Below are 20,984 nucleotides of genomic sequence, written 5' to 3' on the forward strand. Positions count from 1 at the left end.
TGATGATTAACGGCCTTGTTGTAAGGCTTGAATACGTTTAGCTAACGGTGGATGACTCATAAATAATTCACTAAAGCTGCGTTTGGTTTGAATACCGAAAGCCATCATAGAGCCATCCAGAGTTGACTCTGGGGCACCTTGTAGGCGGCGCAGCGCTGCTACCATTTTATGCGCACCAACGAGTTTGGCAGCGCCAGCATCGGCCCGAAACTCGCGCTGACGTGAAAACCACATGACAATGATACTGGCCAAAATACCGAAGACCAATTCTAACACCATCACAATAGCAAAGTAGGCAATACCACCTAAACCTTGACCATTCTGAGAATTACTGCGGGTTGCATTATCAATCACACTCGCAATTACTCGTGCAAAGAAAATGACAAAGGTGTTCACTACCCCTTGAATGAGGGTCAAAGTAACCATATCGCCATTGGCGATATGACTGATCTCATGGGCTAGTACGGCTTCCACTTCGTCTTGGGTCATATTGCGCATAAGCCCGGTACTTACCGCAACGAGCGAGCTTTTTTTACTGGCTCCGGTTGCGAATGCATTAGGCTCAGGCGAATCATAGATGGCCACCTCTGGCATCGGAATTCCGGCCTGTTGACTTTGCCGTTGTACGGTTCGTAATAACCATTGCTCCGTTTGATTGCGAGGCTGTTTAATCACCTGCGCACCGACAGCGCGTTTCGCCATCCACTTTGACATCGCCAATGAGATAAAGGCGCCACCAAAGCCGAAGACCGCAGCAAAGATCAACAAACCGCTGTAACCCGAGGTATCAACACCTAAAGCTGGCATAAGAACATTCATGACCACACCCAAAACCAACAAAATGGCAAGGTTAGTGGCTAGAAATAATGCAATCCGCAACATACTGAATTTACCTCTAATAAAATCCTACGGAACACCCGTACAAAATTGCCTGAACGTTGCCTTGTTATAGGGTTAAAAGTATCTAAAAACAAGGTCTTTAACTGCTTTTTTCAGTCAATTCTGTTAGCTTATAGCGTATCTTTTAACGCTGTTGGAGTACTCACATGGCAAATCACTCAAAACTTTTATTAATGAGTAGCTCAAAAGCTGGCCAAACGGATTATTTAGAGCACAGCAAAGCTTGGCTACGCGAGCATTTTGCCAGCGCCAGTAAAGTGTTGTTTATACCCTATGCGGGGGTTGGCTTGGGCGATACCGCCTACACGGCCAAGGTAGCGGCCGCCTTGGCGGACTTACCCTTTACCCTAGAAGGTATTGAGAGCTTTAGTCATCCACAACAAGCCGTGTATGAAGCCAGCGCCATCATGATTGGTGGTGGAAACACTTTTCAGTTACTGAATCGGCTCTATCAACATGACTTACTCAAGCTTATTGCTAATAAAGTAGCTGCCGGTGTGCCTTATGCGGGTTGGAGTGCAGGCGCCAACATTGCCGGGCTTACTATTCGTACCACCAACGATATGCCGATCATCGAGCCGCCATCGTTTACGGCCTTGCAGTTGGTACCTTTTCAATTAAACCCCCATTACAGTGACTATCAGGCCCCTGGCTTTCATGGTGAAACCCGTGATCAACGTCTCGCTGAATTTATGCTGGTTGATCCTGCAACACCGGTATTAGCGATCAAAGAAGGCACTGCCTTGAAAGTTACTGGCGACACCATGCAACTGTTAGGACCGCATCCTGGCTATGCCTTCTTGGCAGGCGACAAGCTCGAATTAGCTGCCAACAGCGATTGCAGTAATTGGTTAGTTGCTAAGTAATCAACCAAGTGTCCTTGGCGCCAAGTCGGACAATAGGGCAAAACGCCTAAACAAGGCGCAGAGAGGCGCTGCGTTAAGCTGGCGATATTTGCGGCTTGTTCCACCATTGGCTGCGGCTGGGGTTGGTTCGCCACCCAGCCAACCAGATAAGCACCACTGGCACTAATGGCAGCAGCAGTGAGTAGCGCGTGATTGATACAGCCCAGCTTTAACCCGACCACCAAAATCACTTGGGCACCAGACTGCACCGCTATATCGGCCATGCTCTGCTGCGCATTAAGAGGAACGAGCCAACCACCGGCTCCCTCAATCACTAGGATTTCAGCCGGCAACTGTTCTAATGTTCTGATATGCTGCAAAATATCAGCCAACACTAACTCTTGTTCCGCATGCTCGGCAGCGATATGGGGGGCGATAGGTTCTGCAAAGCAATAAGGGTTAACTTGGTCGTAGGTTTGCTGATGAGACGTTGTTGCCAGCGCTTGCTGCAAAGCTTCGGCATCATCATTCATCCACCGTTCTTGGCCTTCATGCAGCCGCCAGGTAGCGCCAGCTGCTACCGGTTTTAGTGCGAGACAACGCCGGCCCTGTGCTTGTAGTGCATGCAACAAGGTCACGCTGACCACAGTTTTGCCAGCGTCTGTATCGGTTCCCGCGATAAACAATTTATCCATGGTTGGCTCTTATCAATCTGTCTGCTTGGTCATTTTTACTAGCGCCACTTGCCAATGTAGAGGCAATCGGCCTTGCTCATTACGATACTTAGCCATGTTAACCTGCAGGGCCTGTAACTTAGACTTACTTAGCACGGACGGCAACTGCGCCTGGTGCTGCCACCTATTGACGTCGCCACGGTAGGTGGCCCCTATCCCCTGTAAGTCTTTCAACATAGCCAGCACCGAATCATTCATGATCGTCACTGGAAGTCGTTTAAACTCAAGCTGCCAACCGGGTAAAGCGGCTAATAATTGCTGCAATTCGGTTTCACTATAGAATTGCCGGTGACTCCATTGCCCACCTTGCAAGACTTGTAGCTCTGCTCCAAGGGGCTGCATCGAGCCCTCTAGTAAGGTACTGAAGACTAAACAGCCTTGCGCACGCAGCAGACCATGAAATTGATTGATGGTGGCTACCAAATCGCCAACCCATTGCAACGATAAATTGGCAAAAATAGTATCCACACTGGCAGCAGGCAAGGGTAAAGATTCAGCGTCGGCGATCAGCCAATTAACTGCGGTGTGTTGATGCTCAACGCTACGAACCTGGCGCTGTGCTTCTGCAATCATCTCTGGGGCAATATCTACGCCGAGATAACCGGTGCTCCGGGCCACCAAAGCCATGGTATTTACCGCGGGACCGCAGCCTAAATCAATCACTTGTCCTACCTTGGCTGGCAGCAACTGAAGTAACTCCTGCGCACAACGTTGTTGTAACTCGTTATGCTGTTGATACGACTTAGCCGCTCGACCAAAACGTTGCGCTACTTGCTGCTTACCCGCCGTTAGGGCCAGGCTCGGCAAGGGCGTTAATGCTGCAGACATTGGGCTAGCTCCTGCATCAATTGCGTCAGCACCGCCGGTGTATGGCTGGCCCTTAGGGTTAGTCTTAGCCGAGCTTGCCCTGGCGGCACCGTGGGCGGACGAATCGCCGCCACAACAAAACCTCGATTGCGTAACTGTTGTTGCAGCTGCAATGCTTTGCTATCGGTCCCCACCGGCACCAGTTGAATGGCCGTATTGGGGGCAGCCATGAGGGGGATGCCGTACTTAGCTGCGAGCCGAGAGACATGGGCGATATTTTCTTGCAAGCGCTGGCGCAACGAACTGCCTTCTGACGATTGCACCAGCTTAATTGCGGCACTCACCGCTGCTGCTTGCGCCGCACTTATTGCCGTCGAATAAATGTACTCTCGGGCAAAATTATGAAGATAGTCAATCACAGCTGTGGGTGCTAACACTGCTGCACCACCTACCCCTAGCGCCTTACCAAAGGTCACCATCAGCAGCGGCAATTGGCGTTGATTCATTACCCCACCAATGCTGCGACCATCGGCACCAACCACGCCGAGACCATGCGCATCGTCGACATAAAGATCAGCATGTTCCGCCACTTGCCGCAGTTGTGCTAAACAGGGACTGTCGCCGTCCATACTAAAGACACTCTCGGTAACGACTAAGTGCGCTTGATCTGTCGCCGTTAATTCAGGCAGCAAAGGCGCCAACTGATTATGAGCAAAACGCTGCCAGCGCACCCCACTAGCGCGCATGCCATCAATAAGCGAGGCATGCGCTAAGCGGTCGGCATGGATTTTGTGGTAGAGTTTGCCAAGCTGCAGCAAGGTACTAAAATTGGCCGCGAAGCCACTGCTAAACAGTAAGACATTATCGCGCTCCAACCAGTCAGCTAATTGTTGCTGCAAATAAAGATGCGGCGATTGGGTGCCGCACACTAACGCCGAACCACCACTACCCGTACCATATTGCTGCAACGCTTGCTGGTAGGCAGCAATAACTTGGGGGTGTTCGCTCAAACCTAGATAATCATTACTAGCTAGCAACACCCCTTGAGGTCGCACTTGCGGTTGACGCCAACGTTGTTGCTGTTGGCGCTGCCATGCTGCGTGTTGCAGCGCATCAGTTACCTGCCGATGCATCTCGCCACCTACTCCTATTTAGCCGGATAATAGAGTGTAGGTTGGCGTTGCTCTTGAATCGCATCGGCTATCACGCTTTGGTGTACTTCATCCGCATAATCGGTATGTTGTAGCGGTTTGATGCCAAGCCGTTGAAACAAGGCCTGATCGCTATCAGTACCCGGATTGGCCGTAGTCAATAACCGCTCGCCATAAAAAATAGAGTTAGCACCAGCCATAAAACATAAAGCTTGCATGGTATCTGACATCGACTCTCGGCCAGCTGATAAACGCACAAAGGAGGTTGGTAAAGCAATTCGAGCCACTGCAATGGTGCGCACAAACTCAAACGGATCAAGATCCTCCAGCTCTGCAAAAGGCGTTCCTTTAACTTTCACCAACATATTGATAGGTACGCTTTCAGGATGCTGGGGTAACTGTGCCAATTGGCTAATCAGACTAGCACGATCATGCCGACTCTCACCCATGCCAACAATGCCACCGGCACAGACTTTCATGCCCGCATCACGAACATGTTGTAGCGTGGCCAAGCGATCTTGGTAGGTACGTGTGGTTATGATTTCACCGTAGAATTCTGGTGAGGTATCTAAATTATGATTGTAATAATCCAGCCCTGCTTGTTGTAGCGACTTGGCTTGCAAGGGCGTTAACATCCCCAGCGTCATGCAGGTTTCTAACCCAAGCTGCTTCACCCCTTGAATCATGTCAATTAAGTATGGCATGTCACGATCTTTGGGATTACGCCAAGCGGCTCCCATGCAAAAACGGCTGGCTCCAGCTGCTTTTGCTGCCTCTGCCTCTGCTAAAACCTTTTTCACTGCCAACAACCGTTCTTTGTCGACATCAGTGCGGTAATGGGCGCTTTGCGGACAGTATTTGCAATCTTCCGGACAGGCGCCTGTTTTGATTGATAACAGGGTACTAACCTGCACTGCATTAGCGTCAAAATGACGCCGATGAACTTGCTGTGCCTGAAACAGCAAATCATTAAAAGGCAATTCAAATAACTGCTCTAACTCGGTTGCACTCCAATCGTGCCTCACTGCATCACTAGCTGCCATAACTCTCGCTCTAATATCCAATAGCTCATTCACTTATTGCATAGCCTACTTCGACATTTTAAACTGTCAACTTAATAATTACCGTTAAAATAACAAGTGATGATTTAATGACCAATATTAGTCAGGCGGATTTACTTTTTGACCAGCAACATATCTGGCATCCCTACACCTCATTTGCCAAGCCGCTGCCTACCTATCCTGTGGAAGCAGCGACAGGCTGCGAGCTAATTCTCAGCGACGGCCGTCATTTGGTTGATGGCATGTCTTCGTGGTGGGCAGCAATCCATGGCTACAATCATCCACAGCTCAATCAAGCCGTCAGTGACCAATTGCAGCACATGAGCCATGTGATGTTTGGGGGGATTACCCACGCCCCAGCCATTGCTCTCTGTAAACAACTAGTGGAACTTACCCCAGCACCATTGCAACAGGTTTTTCTTGCTGATTCAGGCTCAGTTGCGGTGGAGGTTGCGATCAAAATGGCTGTGCAATACTGGGTGGCACGGCAACAACCGCAGAAAAATCGTTTAGCTACCATCCGCGGTGGTTATCATGGCGATACCTTTGCGGCGATGTCCGTGTGCGATCCCGTAAATGGTATGCATGGGCTCTTTCAAAATAGTGTACGTCAGCAATTATTTGCCCCCCGCCCTGAGATCACCCCTACGCAGCAGTGGCAAGACTCGGCGACCGACGCCATCGAGCACCTGTTACACCAACATCAGCAAGAACTGGCCGCGGTTATCCTCGAACCGATAGTGCAAGGAGCTGGGGGCATGCGTTTTTATCATCCGCATTATTTGCGCAAAATTAGAGAACTCTGTGACCACTATCAGGTGTTGTTGATTGCCGATGAAATCGCTACAGGCTTCGGCCGTACTGGCACCCTGTTTGCTTGTGAACATGCTGCGATTAGCCCCGATATTATGTGCTTAGGTAAAGCATTAACCGGTGGTTACATGACGCTTGCGGCCGTATTAACCACCACTGACATTGCTACCACCATCAGTCATGGACCCGCAGGCGGTACCTTTATGCATGGCCCGACGTTTATGGCTAACCCACTCGCCTGTGCGGTCGCTTGTGCTAGCATTGAACTCCTATTGGCGTCGTCATGGCAGCAACAAGTAGCTCAAATAGAGCAATCGCTGCAGCAACAATTAGCGCATCTCGTACAATACTCTTGCGTTGCCGAGGTCAGGGTGTTCGGTGCTATTGGGGTCGTTGAAATGCAAGCCCCCTTAAATGTTGCTGAAGCCCAGCGTATTGCCGTTGCTCATGGGGCTTGGATTCGACCCTTCGGTAAATTGCTGTACATCATGCCACCCTTCGTTATTAGCCCCGAACAACTTGCTTGTTTAACTCATGCCATGCAAGAAATTGTGAAACAGGTAGAAAGGCGTTGATTTTCGCTTGAGTCTGACGCAAAGCAAGGTAACATAACGGTCTATTTGTGATGTATTAACTCACTGTCTTTTTATTTGTTCAACAAACGGAGTTTTTAGGCCCATGTCCTGCGCTACCATTGTCGATGTTTTATCGGGGAAAATTGCCGTTGGTGAAGAAGTTACTGTTCGTGGTTGGGTTCGTACCCGCCGCGATTCAAAAGCAGGAATTTCTTTTATCAATGTGCATGACGGTTCTTGTTTTGATCCAATTCAGGCTGTAGTTCCAAATCAACTCGATAATTACGACAATGACGTGTTAAAACTCACGACCGGTTGTAGCGTTGCGGTGACAGGTACGGTGGCTGAATCTGCGGGCAAAGGTCAATCTTTCGAGTTGCAAGCCACAGCCGTACAAGTATTTGGCTTTGTTGAAGATCCTGACACCTATCCGATGTCGCCCAAACCGCACTCGATGGAATATTTGCGTGAATTTGCTCACTTACGCCCACGTACTAATATCACCGGTGCAGTGATGCGTGTTCGCAACTGTTTAGCGCAAGCAATTCATCGTTTCTTTCATGAACGTGGGTACCTATGGGTTGCCACGCCAATCATCACCGCCTCAGATGCCGAAGGCGCTGGCGAGATGTTTCGAGTATCTACCTTAGATTTACTCAACTTACCACGCACTGAACAAGGTGATGTTGATTTCAGTAAGGATTTTTTTGGTAAAGAAGCCTTTTTGACCGTATCAGGGCAGCTTAACGGTGAAACATACGCCTGTGCACTATCTAAAATCTACACCTTCGGCCCCACGTTCCGTGCCGAGAACTCAAACACCAGCCGGCACTTGGCGGAATTCTGGATGGTTGAGCCAGAGCTAGCATTTGCCGATCTTAACGAGATCGCAGACTTAGCTGAAGATATGCTGAAATACTGTATCAATGCGGTATTAAGCGAACGAGCCGATGACATGGCCTTCTTCCAGCAACGGGTGGATAAAGATGTCCTTAATCGCTTACAGCATGTGGTGAGCAATAAGTTCGTGCACATGGATTACACCACTGCGGTCGAAATCTTGCAAAACTGTGGCAAGAAGTTTGAGTACGCCGTTGAATGGGGTATGGATTTACAATCTGAGCACGAGCGTTATTTAGCTGAAGAACATGTAGGTGCGCCTATTATTCTGAAGAACTATCCGAAGGACATCAAAGCCTTCTACATGCGCCAAAATGATGACGGCAAAACCGTCGCAGCCATGGACGTGTTAGCGCCAGGTATTGGTGAAATTATAGGTGGCAGCGCCCGTGAAGAGCGCTTAGATCGCCTTGATACGCGCATGCAAGAGATGGGCTTGCCGATTGAGCACTACGGTTGGTACCGTGATTTACGTCGTTATGGCACAGTTCCTCATGCCGGCTTCGGCTTAGGCTTTGAGCGCTTGGTCACCTATGTTACTGGTATGGGTAACATCCGTGATGTGATCCCGTTCCCGCGGGCTCCGAAAAACGCTGACTTCTAATTCACTACTGGGCTACCAGTTCATGTAGCAACCGTTACCACAACGCCGAGCAATATCTCGGCGTTGTTCGTTGTGAGCCTAAGTTATTACTCCACTATCTCAACTTTACTCTGCCAATCTTTATCAGGCTTGATGGGCGTAGCGACCGCTGGCGTACCAACGTATAAAAAACCAACGATAGCATCGGCTGGCGCTAAGCCAAGTTGAGCTTTAACCACCTCATCTTCGGCTAACCATCCAGTACGCCAGATGGCCCCTAACCCTTGCGCGAATGCAGCTTGTTGCAGTAATAAGGTGGCGCAGGCAGCGCTGGCCAGTTGCTCATCGCGCGGTACTTTGTCGTGTTGCTGCGCCCGCATTGCCACCATAATCACGACGGGTGCTCGTAACGGTAGTTCTTGGGCTTGTGCTATTTGCGTTTCATTAAGCTCGCGAGCCTTTGCGGCACTGGCAAATACTTCGCCCAACTTAGCACGCCCCTGTTCTTGATAAAGCGTAAAGGAATACGGCATCAATGCCATGTGATCAGGTGCTCTGCAAGCGGCCTGAAACATCACTTGTAACTGTTCATTAGTTGGCCCAGGTGCAACTAACCGCGGCATAGATGATCGAGTCGTTAATAATTCAATGGCTTGCATGGTGTCCTCAGGTTAATTATCTGCAGCTGCAGCGCTTAATAATGCATAGCTTAACAAATGATCACGCTCTGTTACATTGTCTGACTAGTTTCTCCAAATAATCTGCTGTAATCTTCTTAGTAAGTCTTCATTTAAGGTAGGATAATTCTATATGAGCGGGATTGCTTCAGTCTTTAAAAAGCTATTTGGGTTAGTCAACTTTTTCCGAAAGTTGATTGTCAATGCGGTATTTTTTCTTGTTTTAATTTTAGTTTTAGGGCTACTTGTCGCTGAAGAAGAACAAGTTAAGGTACCTGAAAATGGCATGCTAGTGTTGCAACTGAATGGAATTTTGGTCGAAGAAAAAACCTGGGTTGACCCCGTGGACCAATTCTTTAATGAAGCCTTCGGTGGCGGGAGTCAACTTCCTGAAGTCTTACTCGTTGACGTGTTAGAAAGCATCGAACAGGCTAAAACGGATGACCGCATCAGTGGTATTCAGTTAAATCTGAGTAACTTCGCGGGTGGCGGCAGTAACAAAATGCAAGCATTGGGCCAGGCCTTACTTGATTTTCGCAGTGCTGGCAAACCTGTAGTAACTTATGCCGATAGCTATACTCAAAACCAATATTATGTGGCAGCCCATGCGGATACCATTTATTTGAACCCTCTCGGGTCAATGATGTTCGAAGGTTTTGGTGGCTACAACCTTTACTTCAAAGATTTCTTAGAGAAGTTCAACATTACTGCTCATGTCTTTAAAGTGGGTGCCTTTAAGTCGGCGGTAGAACCCTACACCCGCAACGATATGTCTGATGAAGCGCTAGCCGCAAACAAAGAGTTGTATGACGAGTTGTGGGACACCTACATGGATGACCTAAGCCAATTACGTTCAATCAGCCCATTGATGCTAAGTGGCAAAATGGATGATTTCCGTCAAGCTCTGACTCAGTATGACAATGATATGGCGCAACTAGCCCTGAATACTGGATTAGTTGACGCTCTCTACAGTCGTGAACAATTCCGTGCTGAAATGATTGGAATTACCGGCCTTGATGACGATGAAAAAAGCTGGCGTCAAATCAACCACGAACAATATTTAGCTGCTCTTAACGGTCAAGCGGAGCAGTTAGAGGACAGCAGCGAACATAAAGACAAGGCAGAAATTGCCATTGTTGTAGCTCGTGGTGTTATTTCTGATGGCCAAGCCAAACCTGGTAGTATTGGCGGAGATAGTACCGCTGCCCTATTGCGTAAAGCACGCCTAGACGAAGATACCAAAGCTGTGGTGTTGCGTATTGATAGCCCAGGCGGTAGTGGCTTTGCCTCTGAAGTGATTCGCCAAGAAGTGCTAGAACTAAAAAAAGCTGGCATCCCGGTCATCGCGTCGATGAGCTCGGTTGCTGCATCAGGTGGTTATTGGATTGCCGCTAGCGCCGATGAAATTTGGGCCACTCCTACCACCATTACTGGTTCGATTGGCGTTTTTGGTATGTTCTTTACCATCGAAAAAGCGCTAAACGAATTTGGCGTGTACAACGATGGTTACCACACCACAGATTTGCCGGTATTAGATATTACTCGTGGTATCGATGATAACGGCCGCTATCTAGTGCAAGTTTCCATCGAAAAGTTCTACCGTGATTTTGTTGGGATGGTAGCCGAAAGTCGCAACATGAGTTACGATGCCGTGCACGAGGTGGCTCAGGGGCGGATTTGGACCGGGCGCAAAGCCAAAGAGTTGGGTTTAGTTGACCAATTAGGTGAACTTGATGATGCCATTAGCGCTGCGGCCACCCGAGCTGGTGTCAGTGACTACGACGTGGTGACCGTGAGCAATGATCTGAGTCCACGTGAGCAATTTATGCAAGAGTTGTTTGGTCAAGCTAGTTTGTTAGTTCCTAGCGAACTACGCAGCACCGAGCAGAATCCACTTAAAGCGCAGCTATACAGCTTATGGGAAGAAGTTGAAGTAACCTCTAAATTCAATGACCCTAACGGTGTGTATGCTTTGTGTGAGTTATGCAAACTAAACTAAATGACTAAAAAAAATATTTATGTTGCCTATACCGGCGGCACGATAGGTATGCAAAAGTCAGCCCAGGGATACGTCCCTGCGGCTGGCTTTTTAACAGAATGCGTACACAATATGCCGGAATTCTTTCGTGACGAAATGCCCAATTTCACCATTCACGAATACCAGCCGCTAATGGACTCGTCTGACATGTCGCCCGCTGATTGGCTTCATATTGCTGAGGACATTCAACGCAACTACCAAGCTTACGATGGCTTTGTGATCCTCCATGGCACCGATACCATGGCCTACACCGCATCAGCCCTCTCCTTCATGTTCGAAAATTTAGCTAAGCCGGTGATTATTACCGGTTCGCAAATACCGCTCGCGGCGTTGCGCTCAGACGGTCAAACCAACTTATTAAATGCTTTGTACATAGCAGCTAATTATCCCATTCATGAAGTTGGTTTATTTTTTAACAACACCCTGTTCAGAGGTAATCGAGCAACCAAAGCCGATGCGAATGGCTTTAACGCATTTGACTCACCCAACTTTTCGCCGTTATTGAAGGCCGGCATTCAAATCACCCTCCGAGAGGGCAAAATCCAAGCCTTAGGGAATGAGCCGTTGCGCTTAACTGCAGTAACACCTCAGCCAGTTGGCGTGGTTACCCTTTACCCAGGCATATCCGCTGCGATCTTTGACAACATGCTACAACAGCCTGTTAAAGCTCTTATCATGCAGAGTTATGGGGTTGGCAATGCACCACAAGATCCTGCTCTACTTGCTAGCTTAGAACGCGCTATTGCGGCGGGTACTGTAGTGCTTAATTGTACTCAATGCTTTAAAGGTAAAGTGAATATGGGGGGATATGCGACGGGCAATGCCCTAGCCCAAGTGGGAGTGGTCAGTGGCCATGATATGACCATTGAAGCAGCACTGACGAAGTTACATTATTTGTTATCGCAAAACTTAAGTCAGGCCCAGATCAATACTCTACTAGAAACTAATTTACGCGGTGAATTAACTGCTTAACTTGATTTGCAAGCAGTAGATTGCAGACAAAAAAATGCTCGGGACCAATCCAAGGTTGTCCCGAGCAAGGGGAATGGCTCAAGGGATTGAGCCGTGCGCTAAAACTAAAAGGAACTCATGATTTGAGTGTAGACAAATTTTCTACATTTGCTAACTTTTAGCTGGATTTTTACACAATCCTTAATTAGCGCCTTGAAATAACTTGAAAAAATTATTCTTAGTCACTGCCGCAACTTCAGCTAAACTGCAACCTTTAATATCGGCAACACACTTTGCCACATCCGCAACTAGCGCAGGATGATTCTGTTTACCCCGATGTGGTACTGGCGCTAACCAAGGGCTATCGGTTTCTATTAATAGATGTTGCAACGGAATAGCTTGAACCACTTCACGCAACTCAGTCGCACTACGAAACGATGCGATGCCTGAAATTGAAATGTAAAAGCCCAGTTCATCAATGGCTCGCTGCGCCATCTCTAACGATTCAGTAAAGCAATGCAGTACACCTCCACAACGCTCAGCACCGCCCTCTTTTAACATACTTAAAGTGTCCTCACGAGCATCGCGGGTGTGGATGATTAATGGCTTGTGAAGTTCGTTAGCTAACTCAATGTGATAAGCAAAGCTCTCTTGCTGTACCTTTTTACTGTCGGCATCGTAATAGTAATCCAAGCCGGTTTCACCAATAGCTACAACTCGCTCGTGTTTGGCTAAATCACGCAGTAGATGCTGCTGTAAAGGGTGTTTAGCGACATACAAGGGATGCACACCACAGCTTAGGTAGATATCTTCATAGTCGGCCACCAGTTCGGCCATTGCGGGAAACTCTTCGAGAGTAACGCCAATACATAGCATACGTTCAACGTCGGCGGCGCGAGCCGTGTCTATCAGTTGCGCGAAATCGCCACCAAAGTCGGCTAAATCAATTTTGTCTAAATGACAGTGTGAATCGATAAACACAAGGACTCCTATAACGGTGTGTTTATTATTTAATCAAATAGCCATCAGCTACAAGGGCTACATGGTAGCAGTGGCTAGTGCAGTATCACTGATGGCAGCTAACTTTGACTCAATCATGTTTTTTAACATGGCTTTATCGTCAACAAATTGCACCCCTACCCCTTGTTGTTCAGGGCGGCTAGGCTTAGAGGGCGCCAACCATATAACTTTGCTTTTAACTAGCACTGAGTTGTGCTCACCGAACAGGCGAACTTCGAGCAAAAACTCATCGCCTATACCGAGTGGCTCATCGGTATTAAGAAACATGCCTCCGCCTTTGATGAAAGGCATATAGTAACGGCGCAGTTGTGCCTCTGAATTCAACACAATGCGTTTTTTCACCAAAGGTGATTCTATCGGTCGCTGCTCTAAGTCCATAATAACCACTGTTGTTGTAATAATAACGGGCCATTCAAGCCTGGTTGCTGATCGATTTGCTGCCGCAAAGTATAGCATAGGTGCAGCCATTGGTTTAGCTGACGAACCGAGTAGTCCTTGACGCCCAATAAGCTGGTTAGCTGTTGCTGCAGCTCTGGATAGTTCAAACGTTGTTCAGGTAATCTTTGGCTTACTCGAATAAGCTCTTGTAACAGCTTGGCACTGGCATCTAGATAGTTCAACCAATTGCTCTTAGTCAGTAGCGGCCAACTGCCCTGACCCGCCAGCACTTGTAGCAGGAGTTCAAGCTCAGCTACGCTGTCATCGTTGCCTGCTTGCACCTTTGCCAATGCTGTGTAGGGTGCCTGCGCATAACGCTGCATCAATTGCTGCTGCGCCTTGCTCAAGGGTTGCTGTAACTGGTGCTCAAGCCATGCTTGTAGATCTGGTAGCGCCGGTGCAGAAAAACGATGGAGTCGCATCCGGCTACGTAACGTCGGTAATAACTGACTGGTGCGTTCTGGGCTCAAAATCAAATAGGTGTTGGCAGTTGGCTCTTCTAAGGTTTTTAATAACGCATTCGCCGCCGCTACAGTCATCCTGTCGGCATGCTGAATCCAAGCAACCTTGTTACCTTGCTGGGTTGCTGTGCCTTGCAGCGCTTCGGTCAGCGCTCTGATAGCATCAACGCCGATGGTCGTTTTACCTTCGGCAACGTCTACCTGATGGTAATCGGGATGAGTATGCGCTTTGTATAACGAACAACTTTTACAGGTACCACAGGCCTTACCGCTTGGCTGCTGGCATAGTAGCAACGCAATAAAGGCATCGATAAACACGTCCGTGCCTAACGCTGGCTGCCAAGGAATGCAATGAGCATGACTCAATTGTTGTTGGCGTTGAGCCTGCACCAGCTCCTGCCAAGGTAAACGTAGCCAAGGCGCACTCATCTAGCGTAACCCCAACTGAACAAGATACTCATCAAGTACAGCAATGATTTGCTGTTGCACTTGCTCGATGGATTGCTCTGCAGCAATCACCTTAATAGAAGGATCTGCTGCAGCTATCTCCAGATAGCGTTGCCGCGTTCGCTCGAAGAAACTAACATGCTCTTGCTCGATGCGATCTAAATCCCCACGACTGCGTGCTCGCTGCAGTCCCACCTGAGGGTCGATATCTAGGAGTAACGTTAGGTCTGGCGCAAAGTCACCTAAGACAAGGGTTTTTAATGCTTGAAGCTTAGCATCGCCTAACTGACGCCCCCCTCCTTGGTAAGCCCGTGAGGACAGATCATGGCGGTCAGCAACCACCCACTGTTGTTGCGCTAACGCCGGTTTGATCACATTAGCCACCAACTGTGAACGACTGGCATACATCAGTAATAATTCGGTTTCTGCAGTGAGTTGTTCTTGCCACTGCTGCTTCACTAAATCTCGTATTGCCTCAGCTAGCGGGGTGCCACCGGGCTCGCGTACCGTTACAGGTTGCAGCTTGTGTTGCTGCAGATAAGCCATCACACAAGCTATTGCGGTACTCTTGCCGGCCCCTTCTAGGCCCTCAATTACAATAAATTTTCCGTTCATAGCTTTCCGTTATAGCTTAGGGTTGTTGGCGTTGATAGCGATTTACCGCGGCGTTGTGCTCGGCTAAGGTTTTGGAAAAAACATGCCCACCAGAGCCGTCCGCAACAAAATAAAAATAATCCGTGGCGGCGGGATGGGCCGCTGCTAGCAGACTTGCACGACTTGGCATAGCTATTGGCGTTGGTGGTAAACGTTTAATCCGATAGGTGTTATAAGCAGTCTGCTCGCGCAAATGAGCTCGGGTTAAATTACCATCAAAATCAGTGATGCCGTAGATTGTTGTTGGATCCGATTGCAAGCGCATGCCGGCACGCAAACGGTTTACGAACACCGAAGCAACAGTAGCTCGTTCGCCAGTGATCCCTGTTTCTTTTTCAATAATGGATGCCATGATAAGCAACTCATAAGCATTTGCATAGGGCAAATCAGCGTCTCGTTGCTGCCAAATTTGCGCTAATTGCTGCTGCATTTTATCGTACGCAGCCCGCAAAATATCAAGCGCAGAGGTATAGGCGCGATAATGGTAGGTTTCCGGAAAAAATAAGCCTTCCAACATTGCCGGAGTCTCATCAAACAGGTGCTGATAATCGCGGCCAAGCTCACGTCCTAGCAAAGCTAACAATGCCTCACCGTCGGTCGCGGCCAATTGCTGCAACGGCTCACTGGCTAAATATGGACTTGCTTGCAACCGCGCCAACACTTGCTGCAACGTCATTCCCTCGATCAAACTCACTTGAAATTGATGTTGTTTACCGGCTTGCAACTCTTGCCATACTTGCTGCAAGGTATGTGTTGGCGTAATCGCATAAACCCCAGCTTGTAAATGATGCGGAGTAACCAAGATGCGACTTGCTAGATAACTTGGAGTGACCTCAAGCTGCGCACCTTGTTGTTGTAACTGGCGCAACAGACTACGCGCATGGGTACCTGGCTTAACTTCCAGCAACACGTCATCTGCTAAACCTAAGGGTTGTTTAAGCAACCAAGTACCATAACCAAAGGCAGCAATGCCCCCAGCAAGCACAAGTAGGCAAGCAATTAAGCTAGTAATAACGAGGCGTTTACATCCCACTGATTAAGTTCCTTTGGTAACTCTGGCATGGCTAGCATTCGGCCATCAATAGCGGCTATTGGCCGCGGCCCTAACACACAATTACACACGAACATTTGTTCTACTTGCGCTAATTCTGCGGGCCTTAGTTTAGTAAGCTTTACCTTGCCAATGATTTGTTTATCAATCAATTGTTTTCTTACCACACCGGCAATTCCAGCTTGCTCTAAGCGCGGTGTGCACCATTGCTTACCATCATACCAAAAGATATTACTACTGGTTGCTTCAATAATGTTCGCTTGTGTGTCTGTGACTAATAAATCATCAAAACCACGTTGTTCGCATTCATCGCTAAGCAACACCTGCTCTAATCTGTTTAAGCTTTTTAAACCAGCTAACATAGGCTGCTGCGCTAACTTAAAATGCGCTAACGCCACTCGTAACGGGCGTGCTGACCAAGGTGGTAGCTCTGAACGCTGCACATACCAGTGGCCCCTTGCTTGGTGATCTAAGCGATAACCGCGAGCACTGGCGCCACGAGTTATAATAATTTTGATGACACTCTGAGGATGTTGTTGGGCAATCTGCTGCAGTAAGTGCAGCACTTCATCGGCGCTGGGTAGTTGCATCCGTAACTGCTGACTGGCGTACTGAAGGCGTTGCCAATGAGACGACCAAGCCTGGATCGTACCGGCCTGAATAACTAACGTAGTGAAGTGTCCGTCACCAAATTGTAGACCACGGTCTAGAGAAGTTTGAGTAAGGGGCTGGCCATTCATCCACATGCAAAAAAAAGGCGGAATTTTCATTCCGCCTCTGCGCTTGCTTAGAACTTAGTCGTTTGCGTGATTGTTCACGTAATCGATTGCTGCTTGCACAGTTTTCAGCTTTTCAGCTTCTTCGTCTGGAATTTCAGTACCAAACTCTTCTTCTAAAGCCATAACTAACTCAACGATATCTAGTGAGTCAGCACCTAGGTCATTTTCAAAAGAAGCTTCTGGTTTCACTTCTTCTTCTTTAACACCCAGTTGTTCAACAATAATTTTCTTTACGCGATCTTCGATATTACTCATTGTATGTCCCTTGAAATTTAGGTCACCCGTTCAAAATTGGGCTTAGTGTAGTGAATGCGTCGCCATTAATAAAGCAAAAATTGCGCTTTACCCGAGAGGTCGTACCCCTTAAGCACAACTTTACTTGAACTAACTGGCTTGTTACACCATCGCCATGCCACCGTTAACATGAATTGTTTCACCGGTGATGTAGGCTGCACCCGGTGATGCTAAGAACACCACGGCTGCAGCTATTTCTTCTGGTTTACCCAGTCTTGCTGCTGGTATATTGCTAAAAATAGCTTGTTTTTGATCTTCTGTCAGCGCTTTTGTCATATCAGTATCAATAAAACCTGGCGCCACGCAATTTACTGTAATTCCGCGAGCCGCAATTTCTTGCGCTAATGATTTAGTAAAGCCGACGACTCCAGCTTTGGCTGCACAGTAATTCACCTGGCCCGGATTACCCGTGGTACCCACCACCGAAGAAATATTGATAATACGACCATGGCGACGTTTCATCATACCGCGTAGCACCCCTTTACTGAGTCTAAACACAGACTTTAAGTTGGTGTCTAAAACGCTATCCCAGTCATCTTCTTTCATTCGCATCAGCAGATTATCTTTGGTAATGCCGGCGTTGTTAACCAAAATATCAAGTTGACCATAGGTTTCATCAATGAAAGCTAGGATACTAGCCACGCTCTCATCTGAGGTGACATCTAATGCGACGCCAACCCCGTGCTCACCTAAGTAACTGGAAATAGCTTCTGCACCGGCCGTAGTCGTTGCGGTACCTACCACAGTTACACCTTGCGCCACTAATTGCTCAGCAATCGCCTTACCAATACCGCGACTCGCGCCGGTGACTAACGCCACTTGTCCCGTTAATTTAAATAATTCACTCATGGTTGCTTCCTTTTATGACGCTTTGCATACTATCGATGGTATTGAGTGCGTCTGTCTGCAGATTTTTATCAATGCGTTTAATCAAGCCCGTTAAAACTTTACCTGGACCCACTTCGTACACTTCAGTCACGCCTTGCGCTGCTAAACTTTCGATAGTCTCAGTCCAGCGCACCGGCGAATACAACTGTCTAATTAGGGCATCACGAATAGCATCGGGTTCACGCGGAGCTACCACGTCAACGTTGTTGATAACCGGTACTTGCGGCTGATGCAGCGTCAGCGCTGCTAAATCCACTGCCAAACGCTCGGCGGCCGGCTGCATCAGTTGACAATGGGATGGCACACTGACGGGCAACGGTAACGCTCGCTTTGCTCCTGCTTCTTTACAGGCTGCCGAGGCACGCTCTACGGCCGCAGCATGGCCGGCAATAACCACCTGGCCTGGCGAGTTAAAGTTAACTGCGGCCACCACCTCGTCTCCAGCTGCTTCTCGGCAGGCAGCTATTACAGCATCATCATCTAACCCGATGATCGCTGCCATGCCACCTACTCCTGCTGGCACTGCTTGTTGCATGTACTCACCACGATGAGCCACCAATTGAACCGCATCAGTAAACTCTATCGCCCCAGCACAAACCAGCGCTGAGTATTCACCTAAACTATGTCCGGCCATGAATTCTGGCACCGCCACACCTTGGGCTACCAGCACTCGATACAAAGCCACACTAGCAGCCAACAGCGCTGGTTGAGTGCGCTGCGTTTCATTCAGTTGCTCGGCCGGACCATGCTGGGTTAACTGCCACAAATCATAGCCAAGCACGTCACTGGCTTCAGCAAAGGTCTGCTCGACCTGCGGAAACTCAGCCGCAAGCTCTGCTAACATACCTACAGTTTGCGACCCCTGACCGGGAAAAACATAAGCACGCATCATGCTATCCTTTTATTTCATTCTGATGATAATCAATACACAACTAACGCTGAGCCCCAAGCAAAGCCGCCACCAAAAGCTTCTAGCAGTAGCCGTTGCCCACGTTGGATACGACCATCGCGAACTGCTACATCCAGCGCTATTGGCACCGATGCCGCCGACGTATTACCGGTGTAACTTAAGGTCGTTACTACTTGCTCCATGGGCATCTGTAGCTTCTTTGCGGTAGCTTTAATAATGCGCATATTGGCTTGATGAGGAACTAACCAGTCTAATTGGCTAGCCGTTAATTGATTCGCTGCTAGCGTCTCGCCAACCAGCTCACTTAATTTGTTTACCGCTACTTTAAAGACCTCATTGCCTTTCATGTACATCCAGGCTTCGCTTAACGCCTCTGGCTGATGACGGCGCGGATGGTTGGCACCAAGCAAGTCTGCAAATTCACCGGCACTATGTAAATGGGTCGACACAATCCCAGCGCTATCGCTAGCTTGTAGCACGACGGCGCCGGCACCATCACCGAACAGCACAATAGTATTGCGATCATCAGGATCGCATAAGCGTGATAACACGTCAGCACCAATCACTAAAACTCGCTGATAAGTACCAGCACGAATGTACTGATCCGCCACACTTAAAGCGAAAATAAAGCCTGAACAGGCCGCAGCCACATCAAAAGCGGGTACGTTACGGTGCGTGAGTGCTGCTTGGATTTCACAGCCTACGCTAGGAAATGCTCGTTCACCAGAGGTGGTGGCCACCACGATAAGATCTAAATCATCAGCGCTCATTTGAGCTTGTTGAAGAGCCAATCGAGCGGCTGCTGCCCCCATAGTAACCACACTTTCTGCGGTAGTAGCTACGCGCCGTTCATGAATACCGGTACGCTCAACAATCCAATCATGGCTGGTGTCTACACGTTCTTCCAGCATTGCATTAGTGAGACGCTGAGCTGGTAAATAATGCCCAGTGCCTACAATCTTTGCATGCATGTAACATTTATTCCTGTGCTAACAGAACTTGCTCTACTCGGTCGCGAATTCGCCCAGGTAGATCCCGTTGTGCTTCTTCCACAGCTTGCTCAATGGCACTAAAAAATGCACGAGCATTGGCATCACCGTGGCTTTTAATCACAACGCCACGTAATCCTATCAGACTTGCACCATTATAGTGGTCGGGCTTCAGCCAATCCCATGATTTTTGCAGGCGCTGGTAAAAAAGCTTAACAAACCAACGAGTTAGCCAGTGAGCATTAATGTTTGATTTGATATTATCGAGCAATAAATCAGCTAACCCTTCGCAGCTTTTTAACGCGATATTACCGACAAAACCATCACAAACAATCACATCTGCTTTGCCAGAAAATAAATCATCGCCTTCAATGAAACCTATGTAGTCGATGTGTTCAGAAGCTTGTAACAAGGCAGCCGTTGCTTTTACCACGTCATTACCTTTGATTTCTTCTTCACCCATATTCAGTAAAGCTACCCGTGGGCGCTCGATTTTTAAGACCTGGTGCGCGGCTTCGGCACCCATCACCCCAAACTGAAACAAGGTGTCTGAATCACATACAGGATTGGCACCTAAATCAAGCATAAAAGCTAATTTACCCTGCTGTTGTGGAATTGCCGACATCAAGGCTGGCCTTAAAATGCCTGGCAAGGTCTTTAAGGTAAAGTAGGCTTTGGTCATCAAGGCGCCGGTATTTCCGGCACTCACACAGGCTGCCGCTGTTTCATTAGCAACTAATTCGAGTGCAACGCGCATGGATGAATCTGGTTTAGCACGCAGAGAGTAGCCCGGCTTGTCGGTCATAGTGACCGTTTGGCTGGCATGCTTGAGAGTAATTTGAGGGTGTTGCAGCAGCTGTTGCTGTTGCAATAAAGGCGTCAGTTCTGCTTCATCGCCAACGACAATAAAGTGAACCTCAGGAAATGTTGTTAGCGCCTGTGCAAGCGCGCTAATAACAACTGAGGGGCCATGATCGCCCCCCATTGCATCAAGTGCTAGTGTCAGTGTGGCCATAGC

The 20,984-nt window shown here is 48.4% G+C and carries 22 protein-coding genes; 5 read left to right on the plus strand and 17 right to left on the minus strand.

From position 1 onward, the window contains the following. Nucleotides 1-6: 6 nt before the first annotated feature. Nucleotides 7-882 (minus strand): protease HtpX, encoded by an 876-nt coding sequence (gene htpX / locus AB8S08_RS06665; RefSeq protein ID WP_369742269.1) that lies wholly within the window; start codon nucleotides 880-882, stop codon nucleotides 7-9. A gap of 164 nt (nucleotides 883-1,046) precedes the next feature. On the opposite strand from htpX, the gene pepE reads away from it, so the two are divergent. Beyond that, complete coding sequence (pepE, locus tag AB8S08_RS06670; protein ID WP_369742270.1) at nucleotides 1,047-1,766, plus strand: dipeptidase PepE; 720 nt, start codon at nucleotides 1,047-1,049, stop codon at nucleotides 1,764-1,766. Here the strand turns inward: pepE and bioD are convergent. From bioD to bioB, 4 genes are read right to left on the minus strand one after another with little or no spacing between them, the layout of a single operon-like run. Further along, complete coding sequence (gene bioD, locus AB8S08_RS06675) at nucleotides 1,691-2,440, minus strand: dethiobiotin synthase (RefSeq protein WP_369742271.1); 750 nt, start codon at nucleotides 2,438-2,440, stop codon at nucleotides 1,691-1,693. The genes pepE and bioD overlap by 76 nt on opposite strands. 12 nt (nucleotides 2,441-2,452) lie before the next feature. After that, nucleotides 2,453-3,307 carry a methyltransferase domain-containing protein gene (locus tag AB8S08_RS06680; protein WP_369742272.1) on the minus strand — a complete coding sequence of 285 codons (855 nt, stop codon included), beginning with the start codon at nucleotides 3,305-3,307 and terminating at the stop codon, nucleotides 2,453-2,455. Then, nucleotides 3,292-4,419, minus strand: coding sequence for an aminotransferase class I/II-fold pyridoxal phosphate-dependent enzyme (locus AB8S08_RS06685; protein ID WP_369742273.1), 1,128 nt, complete (start codon nucleotides 4,417-4,419; stop codon nucleotides 3,292-3,294). Before AB8S08_RS06685 ends, AB8S08_RS06680 begins: the two co-directional genes overlap by 16 nt. A 14-nt stretch (nucleotides 4,420-4,433) precedes the next feature. Beyond that, the gene (gene bioB, locus AB8S08_RS06690; RefSeq protein ID WP_369742274.1) at nucleotides 4,434-5,480 is read right to left on the minus strand and encodes a biotin synthase BioB; all 1,047 of its coding nucleotides are present in this window, start codon (nucleotides 5,478-5,480) and stop codon (nucleotides 4,434-4,436) included. A 107-nt stretch (nucleotides 5,481-5,587) separates the two neighbouring features. On the opposite strand from bioB, the gene bioA reads away from it, so the two are divergent. Then, complete coding sequence (bioA, locus tag AB8S08_RS06695; RefSeq protein WP_369742275.1) at nucleotides 5,588-6,886, plus strand: adenosylmethionine--8-amino-7-oxononanoate transaminase; 1,299 nt, start codon at nucleotides 5,588-5,590, stop codon at nucleotides 6,884-6,886. A gap of 103 nt (nucleotides 6,887-6,989) precedes the next feature. After that, nucleotides 6,990-8,390: an asparagine--tRNA ligase gene (gene asnS, locus AB8S08_RS06700; RefSeq protein ID WP_369742276.1), complete on the plus strand. Its 1,401-nt coding sequence runs from the start codon at nucleotides 6,990-6,992 to the stop codon at nucleotides 8,388-8,390. A gap of 86 nt (nucleotides 8,391-8,476) precedes the next feature. Here the strand turns inward: asnS and AB8S08_RS06705 are convergent, their stop codons facing one another. Then, nucleotides 8,477-9,028 carry a nitroreductase family protein gene (locus tag AB8S08_RS06705; RefSeq protein ID WP_369742277.1) on the minus strand — a complete coding sequence of 184 codons (552 nt, stop codon included), beginning with the start codon at nucleotides 9,026-9,028 and terminating at the stop codon, nucleotides 8,477-8,479. Between the two features lie 151 nt (nucleotides 9,029-9,179). On the opposite strand from AB8S08_RS06705, the gene sppA reads away from it, so the two are divergent. Further along, on the plus strand, nucleotides 9,180-11,045 hold the full coding sequence (gene sppA, locus AB8S08_RS06710) for a signal peptide peptidase SppA (protein WP_369742278.1): 1,866 nt from the start codon (nucleotides 9,180-9,182) through the stop codon (nucleotides 11,043-11,045). Then, entirely contained in the window at nucleotides 11,046-12,056 is a 1,011-nt protein-coding gene (gene ansA, locus AB8S08_RS06715; RefSeq protein ID WP_369742279.1) for an asparaginase, read from the plus strand. A 180-nt stretch (nucleotides 12,057-12,236) separates the two neighbouring features. On the opposite strand, the gene AB8S08_RS06720 is transcribed toward ansA, so the two are convergent. The 11 genes from AB8S08_RS06720 to plsX all read right to left on the minus strand — a co-directional run bounded on the left by AB8S08_RS06720 (nucleotide 12,237) and on the right by plsX (nucleotide 20,981). Continuing rightward, nucleotides 12,237-13,016: a TatD family hydrolase gene (locus tag AB8S08_RS06720; protein WP_110075131.1), complete on the minus strand. Its 780-nt coding sequence runs from the start codon at nucleotides 13,014-13,016 to the stop codon at nucleotides 12,237-12,239. A 57-nt stretch (nucleotides 13,017-13,073) separates the two neighbouring features. Next, nucleotides 13,074-13,433 (minus strand): PilZ domain-containing protein, encoded by a 360-nt coding sequence (locus AB8S08_RS06725; RefSeq protein ID WP_162014472.1) that lies wholly within the window; start codon nucleotides 13,431-13,433, stop codon nucleotides 13,074-13,076. Next, nucleotides 13,424-14,383: a hypothetical protein gene (locus tag AB8S08_RS06730; protein ID WP_369742280.1), complete on the minus strand. Its 960-nt coding sequence runs from the start codon at nucleotides 14,381-14,383 to the stop codon at nucleotides 13,424-13,426. The genes AB8S08_RS06725 and AB8S08_RS06730 overlap by 10 nt, the downstream gene beginning before the upstream one ends. Then, complete coding sequence (tmk, locus tag AB8S08_RS06735; RefSeq protein ID WP_153825676.1) at nucleotides 14,384-15,016, minus strand: dTMP kinase; 633 nt, start codon at nucleotides 15,014-15,016, stop codon at nucleotides 14,384-14,386. It lies immediately after the preceding gene. Nucleotides 15,017-15,032: 16 nt separating this feature from the next. Then, the gene (mltG, locus tag AB8S08_RS06740) at nucleotides 15,033-16,088 is read right to left on the minus strand and encodes an endolytic transglycosylase MltG (RefSeq protein ID WP_369742281.1); all 1,056 of its coding nucleotides are present in this window, start codon (nucleotides 16,086-16,088) and stop codon (nucleotides 15,033-15,035) included. Beyond that, on the minus strand, nucleotides 16,055-16,876 hold the full coding sequence (gene pabC, locus AB8S08_RS06745; protein ID WP_369742282.1) for an aminodeoxychorismate lyase: 822 nt from the start codon (nucleotides 16,874-16,876) through the stop codon (nucleotides 16,055-16,057). Before pabC ends, mltG begins: the two co-directional genes overlap by 34 nt. Before the next feature lie 24 nt (nucleotides 16,877-16,900). Continuing rightward, on the minus strand, nucleotides 16,901-17,140 hold the full coding sequence (gene acpP / locus AB8S08_RS06750) for an acyl carrier protein (protein WP_110075137.1): 240 nt from the start codon (nucleotides 17,138-17,140) through the stop codon (nucleotides 16,901-16,903). Between the two features lie 141 nt (nucleotides 17,141-17,281). Then, a complete protein-coding gene (fabG, locus tag AB8S08_RS06755) occupies nucleotides 17,282-18,028 on the minus strand; it encodes a 3-oxoacyl-ACP reductase FabG (protein WP_369742283.1) in 747 nt (248 codons plus the stop codon). Then, nucleotides 18,021-18,959: an ACP S-malonyltransferase gene (fabD, locus tag AB8S08_RS06760; RefSeq protein ID WP_369742284.1), complete on the minus strand. Its 939-nt coding sequence runs from the start codon at nucleotides 18,957-18,959 to the stop codon at nucleotides 18,021-18,023. Before fabD ends, fabG begins: the two co-directional genes overlap by 8 nt. Nucleotides 18,960-18,988: 29 nt before the next feature. Further along, on the minus strand, nucleotides 18,989-19,948 hold the full coding sequence (locus tag AB8S08_RS06765; RefSeq protein ID WP_110075140.1) for a beta-ketoacyl-ACP synthase III: 960 nt from the start codon (nucleotides 19,946-19,948) through the stop codon (nucleotides 18,989-18,991). A 7-nt stretch (nucleotides 19,949-19,955) separates the two neighbouring features. Further along, nucleotides 19,956-20,981 carry a phosphate acyltransferase PlsX gene (gene plsX, locus AB8S08_RS06770; RefSeq protein WP_110075141.1) on the minus strand — a complete coding sequence of 342 codons (1,026 nt, stop codon included), beginning with the start codon at nucleotides 20,979-20,981 and terminating at the stop codon, nucleotides 19,956-19,958. Between the last annotated feature and the right edge of the window lie 3 nt (nucleotides 20,982-20,984).

Origin of the sequence: Pseudidiomarina sp. PP-1MA (assembly GCF_041200125.1) — a bacterium.
GTDB lineage: Bacteria > Pseudomonadota > Gammaproteobacteria > Enterobacterales > Alteromonadaceae > Pseudidiomarina > Pseudidiomarina fusca.

Excerpts from the sequence above, each read along its gene's own strand:
- htpX (WP_369742269.1), bottom strand. The coding sequence starts at position 882 with ATGTTGCGGATTGCATTATTTCTAGCCACTAACCTTGCCATTTTGTTG.
- pepE (WP_369742270.1), top strand. The coding sequence starts at position 1,047 with ATGGCAAATCACTCAAAACTTTTATTAATGAGTAGCTCAAAAGCTGGC.
- bioD (WP_369742271.1), bottom strand. The coding sequence starts at position 2,440 with ATGGATAAATTGTTTATCGCGGGAACCGATACAGACGCTGGCAAAACT.
- AB8S08_RS06680 (WP_369742272.1), bottom strand. The coding sequence starts at position 3,307 with ATGTCTGCAGCATTAACGCCCTTGCCGAGCCTGGCCCTAACGGCGGGT.
- AB8S08_RS06685 (WP_369742273.1), bottom strand. The coding sequence starts at position 4,419 with ATGCATCGGCAGGTAACTGATGCGCTGCAACACGCAGCATGGCAGCGC.
- bioB (WP_369742274.1), bottom strand. The coding sequence starts at position 5,480 with ATGGCAGCTAGTGATGCAGTGAGGCACGATTGGAGTGCAACCGAGTTA.
- bioA (WP_369742275.1), top strand. The coding sequence starts at position 5,588 with ATGACCAATATTAGTCAGGCGGATTTACTTTTTGACCAGCAACATATC.
- asnS (WP_369742276.1), top strand. The coding sequence starts at position 6,990 with ATGTCCTGCGCTACCATTGTCGATGTTTTATCGGGGAAAATTGCCGTT.
- AB8S08_RS06705 (WP_369742277.1), bottom strand. The coding sequence starts at position 9,028 with ATGCAAGCCATTGAATTATTAACGACTCGATCATCTATGCCGCGGTTA.
- sppA (WP_369742278.1), top strand. The coding sequence starts at position 9,180 with ATGAGCGGGATTGCTTCAGTCTTTAAAAAGCTATTTGGGTTAGTCAAC.
- ansA (WP_369742279.1), top strand. The coding sequence starts at position 11,046 with ATGACTAAAAAAAATATTTATGTTGCCTATACCGGCGGCACGATAGGT.
- AB8S08_RS06725 (WP_162014472.1), bottom strand. The coding sequence starts at position 13,433 with ATGGACTTAGAGCAGCGACCGATAGAATCACCTTTGGTGAAAAAACGC.
- AB8S08_RS06730 (WP_369742280.1), bottom strand. The coding sequence starts at position 14,383 with ATGAGTGCGCCTTGGCTACGTTTACCTTGGCAGGAGCTGGTGCAGGCT.
- tmk (WP_153825676.1), bottom strand. The coding sequence starts at position 15,016 with ATGAACGGAAAATTTATTGTAATTGAGGGCCTAGAAGGGGCCGGCAAG.
- pabC (WP_369742282.1), bottom strand. The coding sequence starts at position 16,876 with ATGAAAATTCCGCCTTTTTTTTGCATGTGGATGAATGGCCAGCCCCTT.
- acpP (WP_110075137.1), bottom strand. The coding sequence starts at position 17,140 with ATGAGTAATATCGAAGATCGCGTAAAGAAAATTATTGTTGAACAACTG.
- fabG (WP_369742283.1), bottom strand. The coding sequence starts at position 18,028 with ATGAGTGAATTATTTAAATTAACGGGACAAGTGGCGTTAGTCACCGGC.
- fabD (WP_369742284.1), bottom strand. The coding sequence starts at position 18,959 with ATGATGCGTGCTTATGTTTTTCCCGGTCAGGGGTCGCAAACTGTAGGT.
- AB8S08_RS06765 (WP_110075140.1), bottom strand. The coding sequence starts at position 19,948 with ATGCATGCAAAGATTGTAGGCACTGGGCATTATTTACCAGCTCAGCGT.
- plsX (WP_110075141.1), bottom strand. The coding sequence starts at position 20,981 with ATGGCCACACTGACACTAGCACTTGATGCAATGGGGGGCGATCATGGC.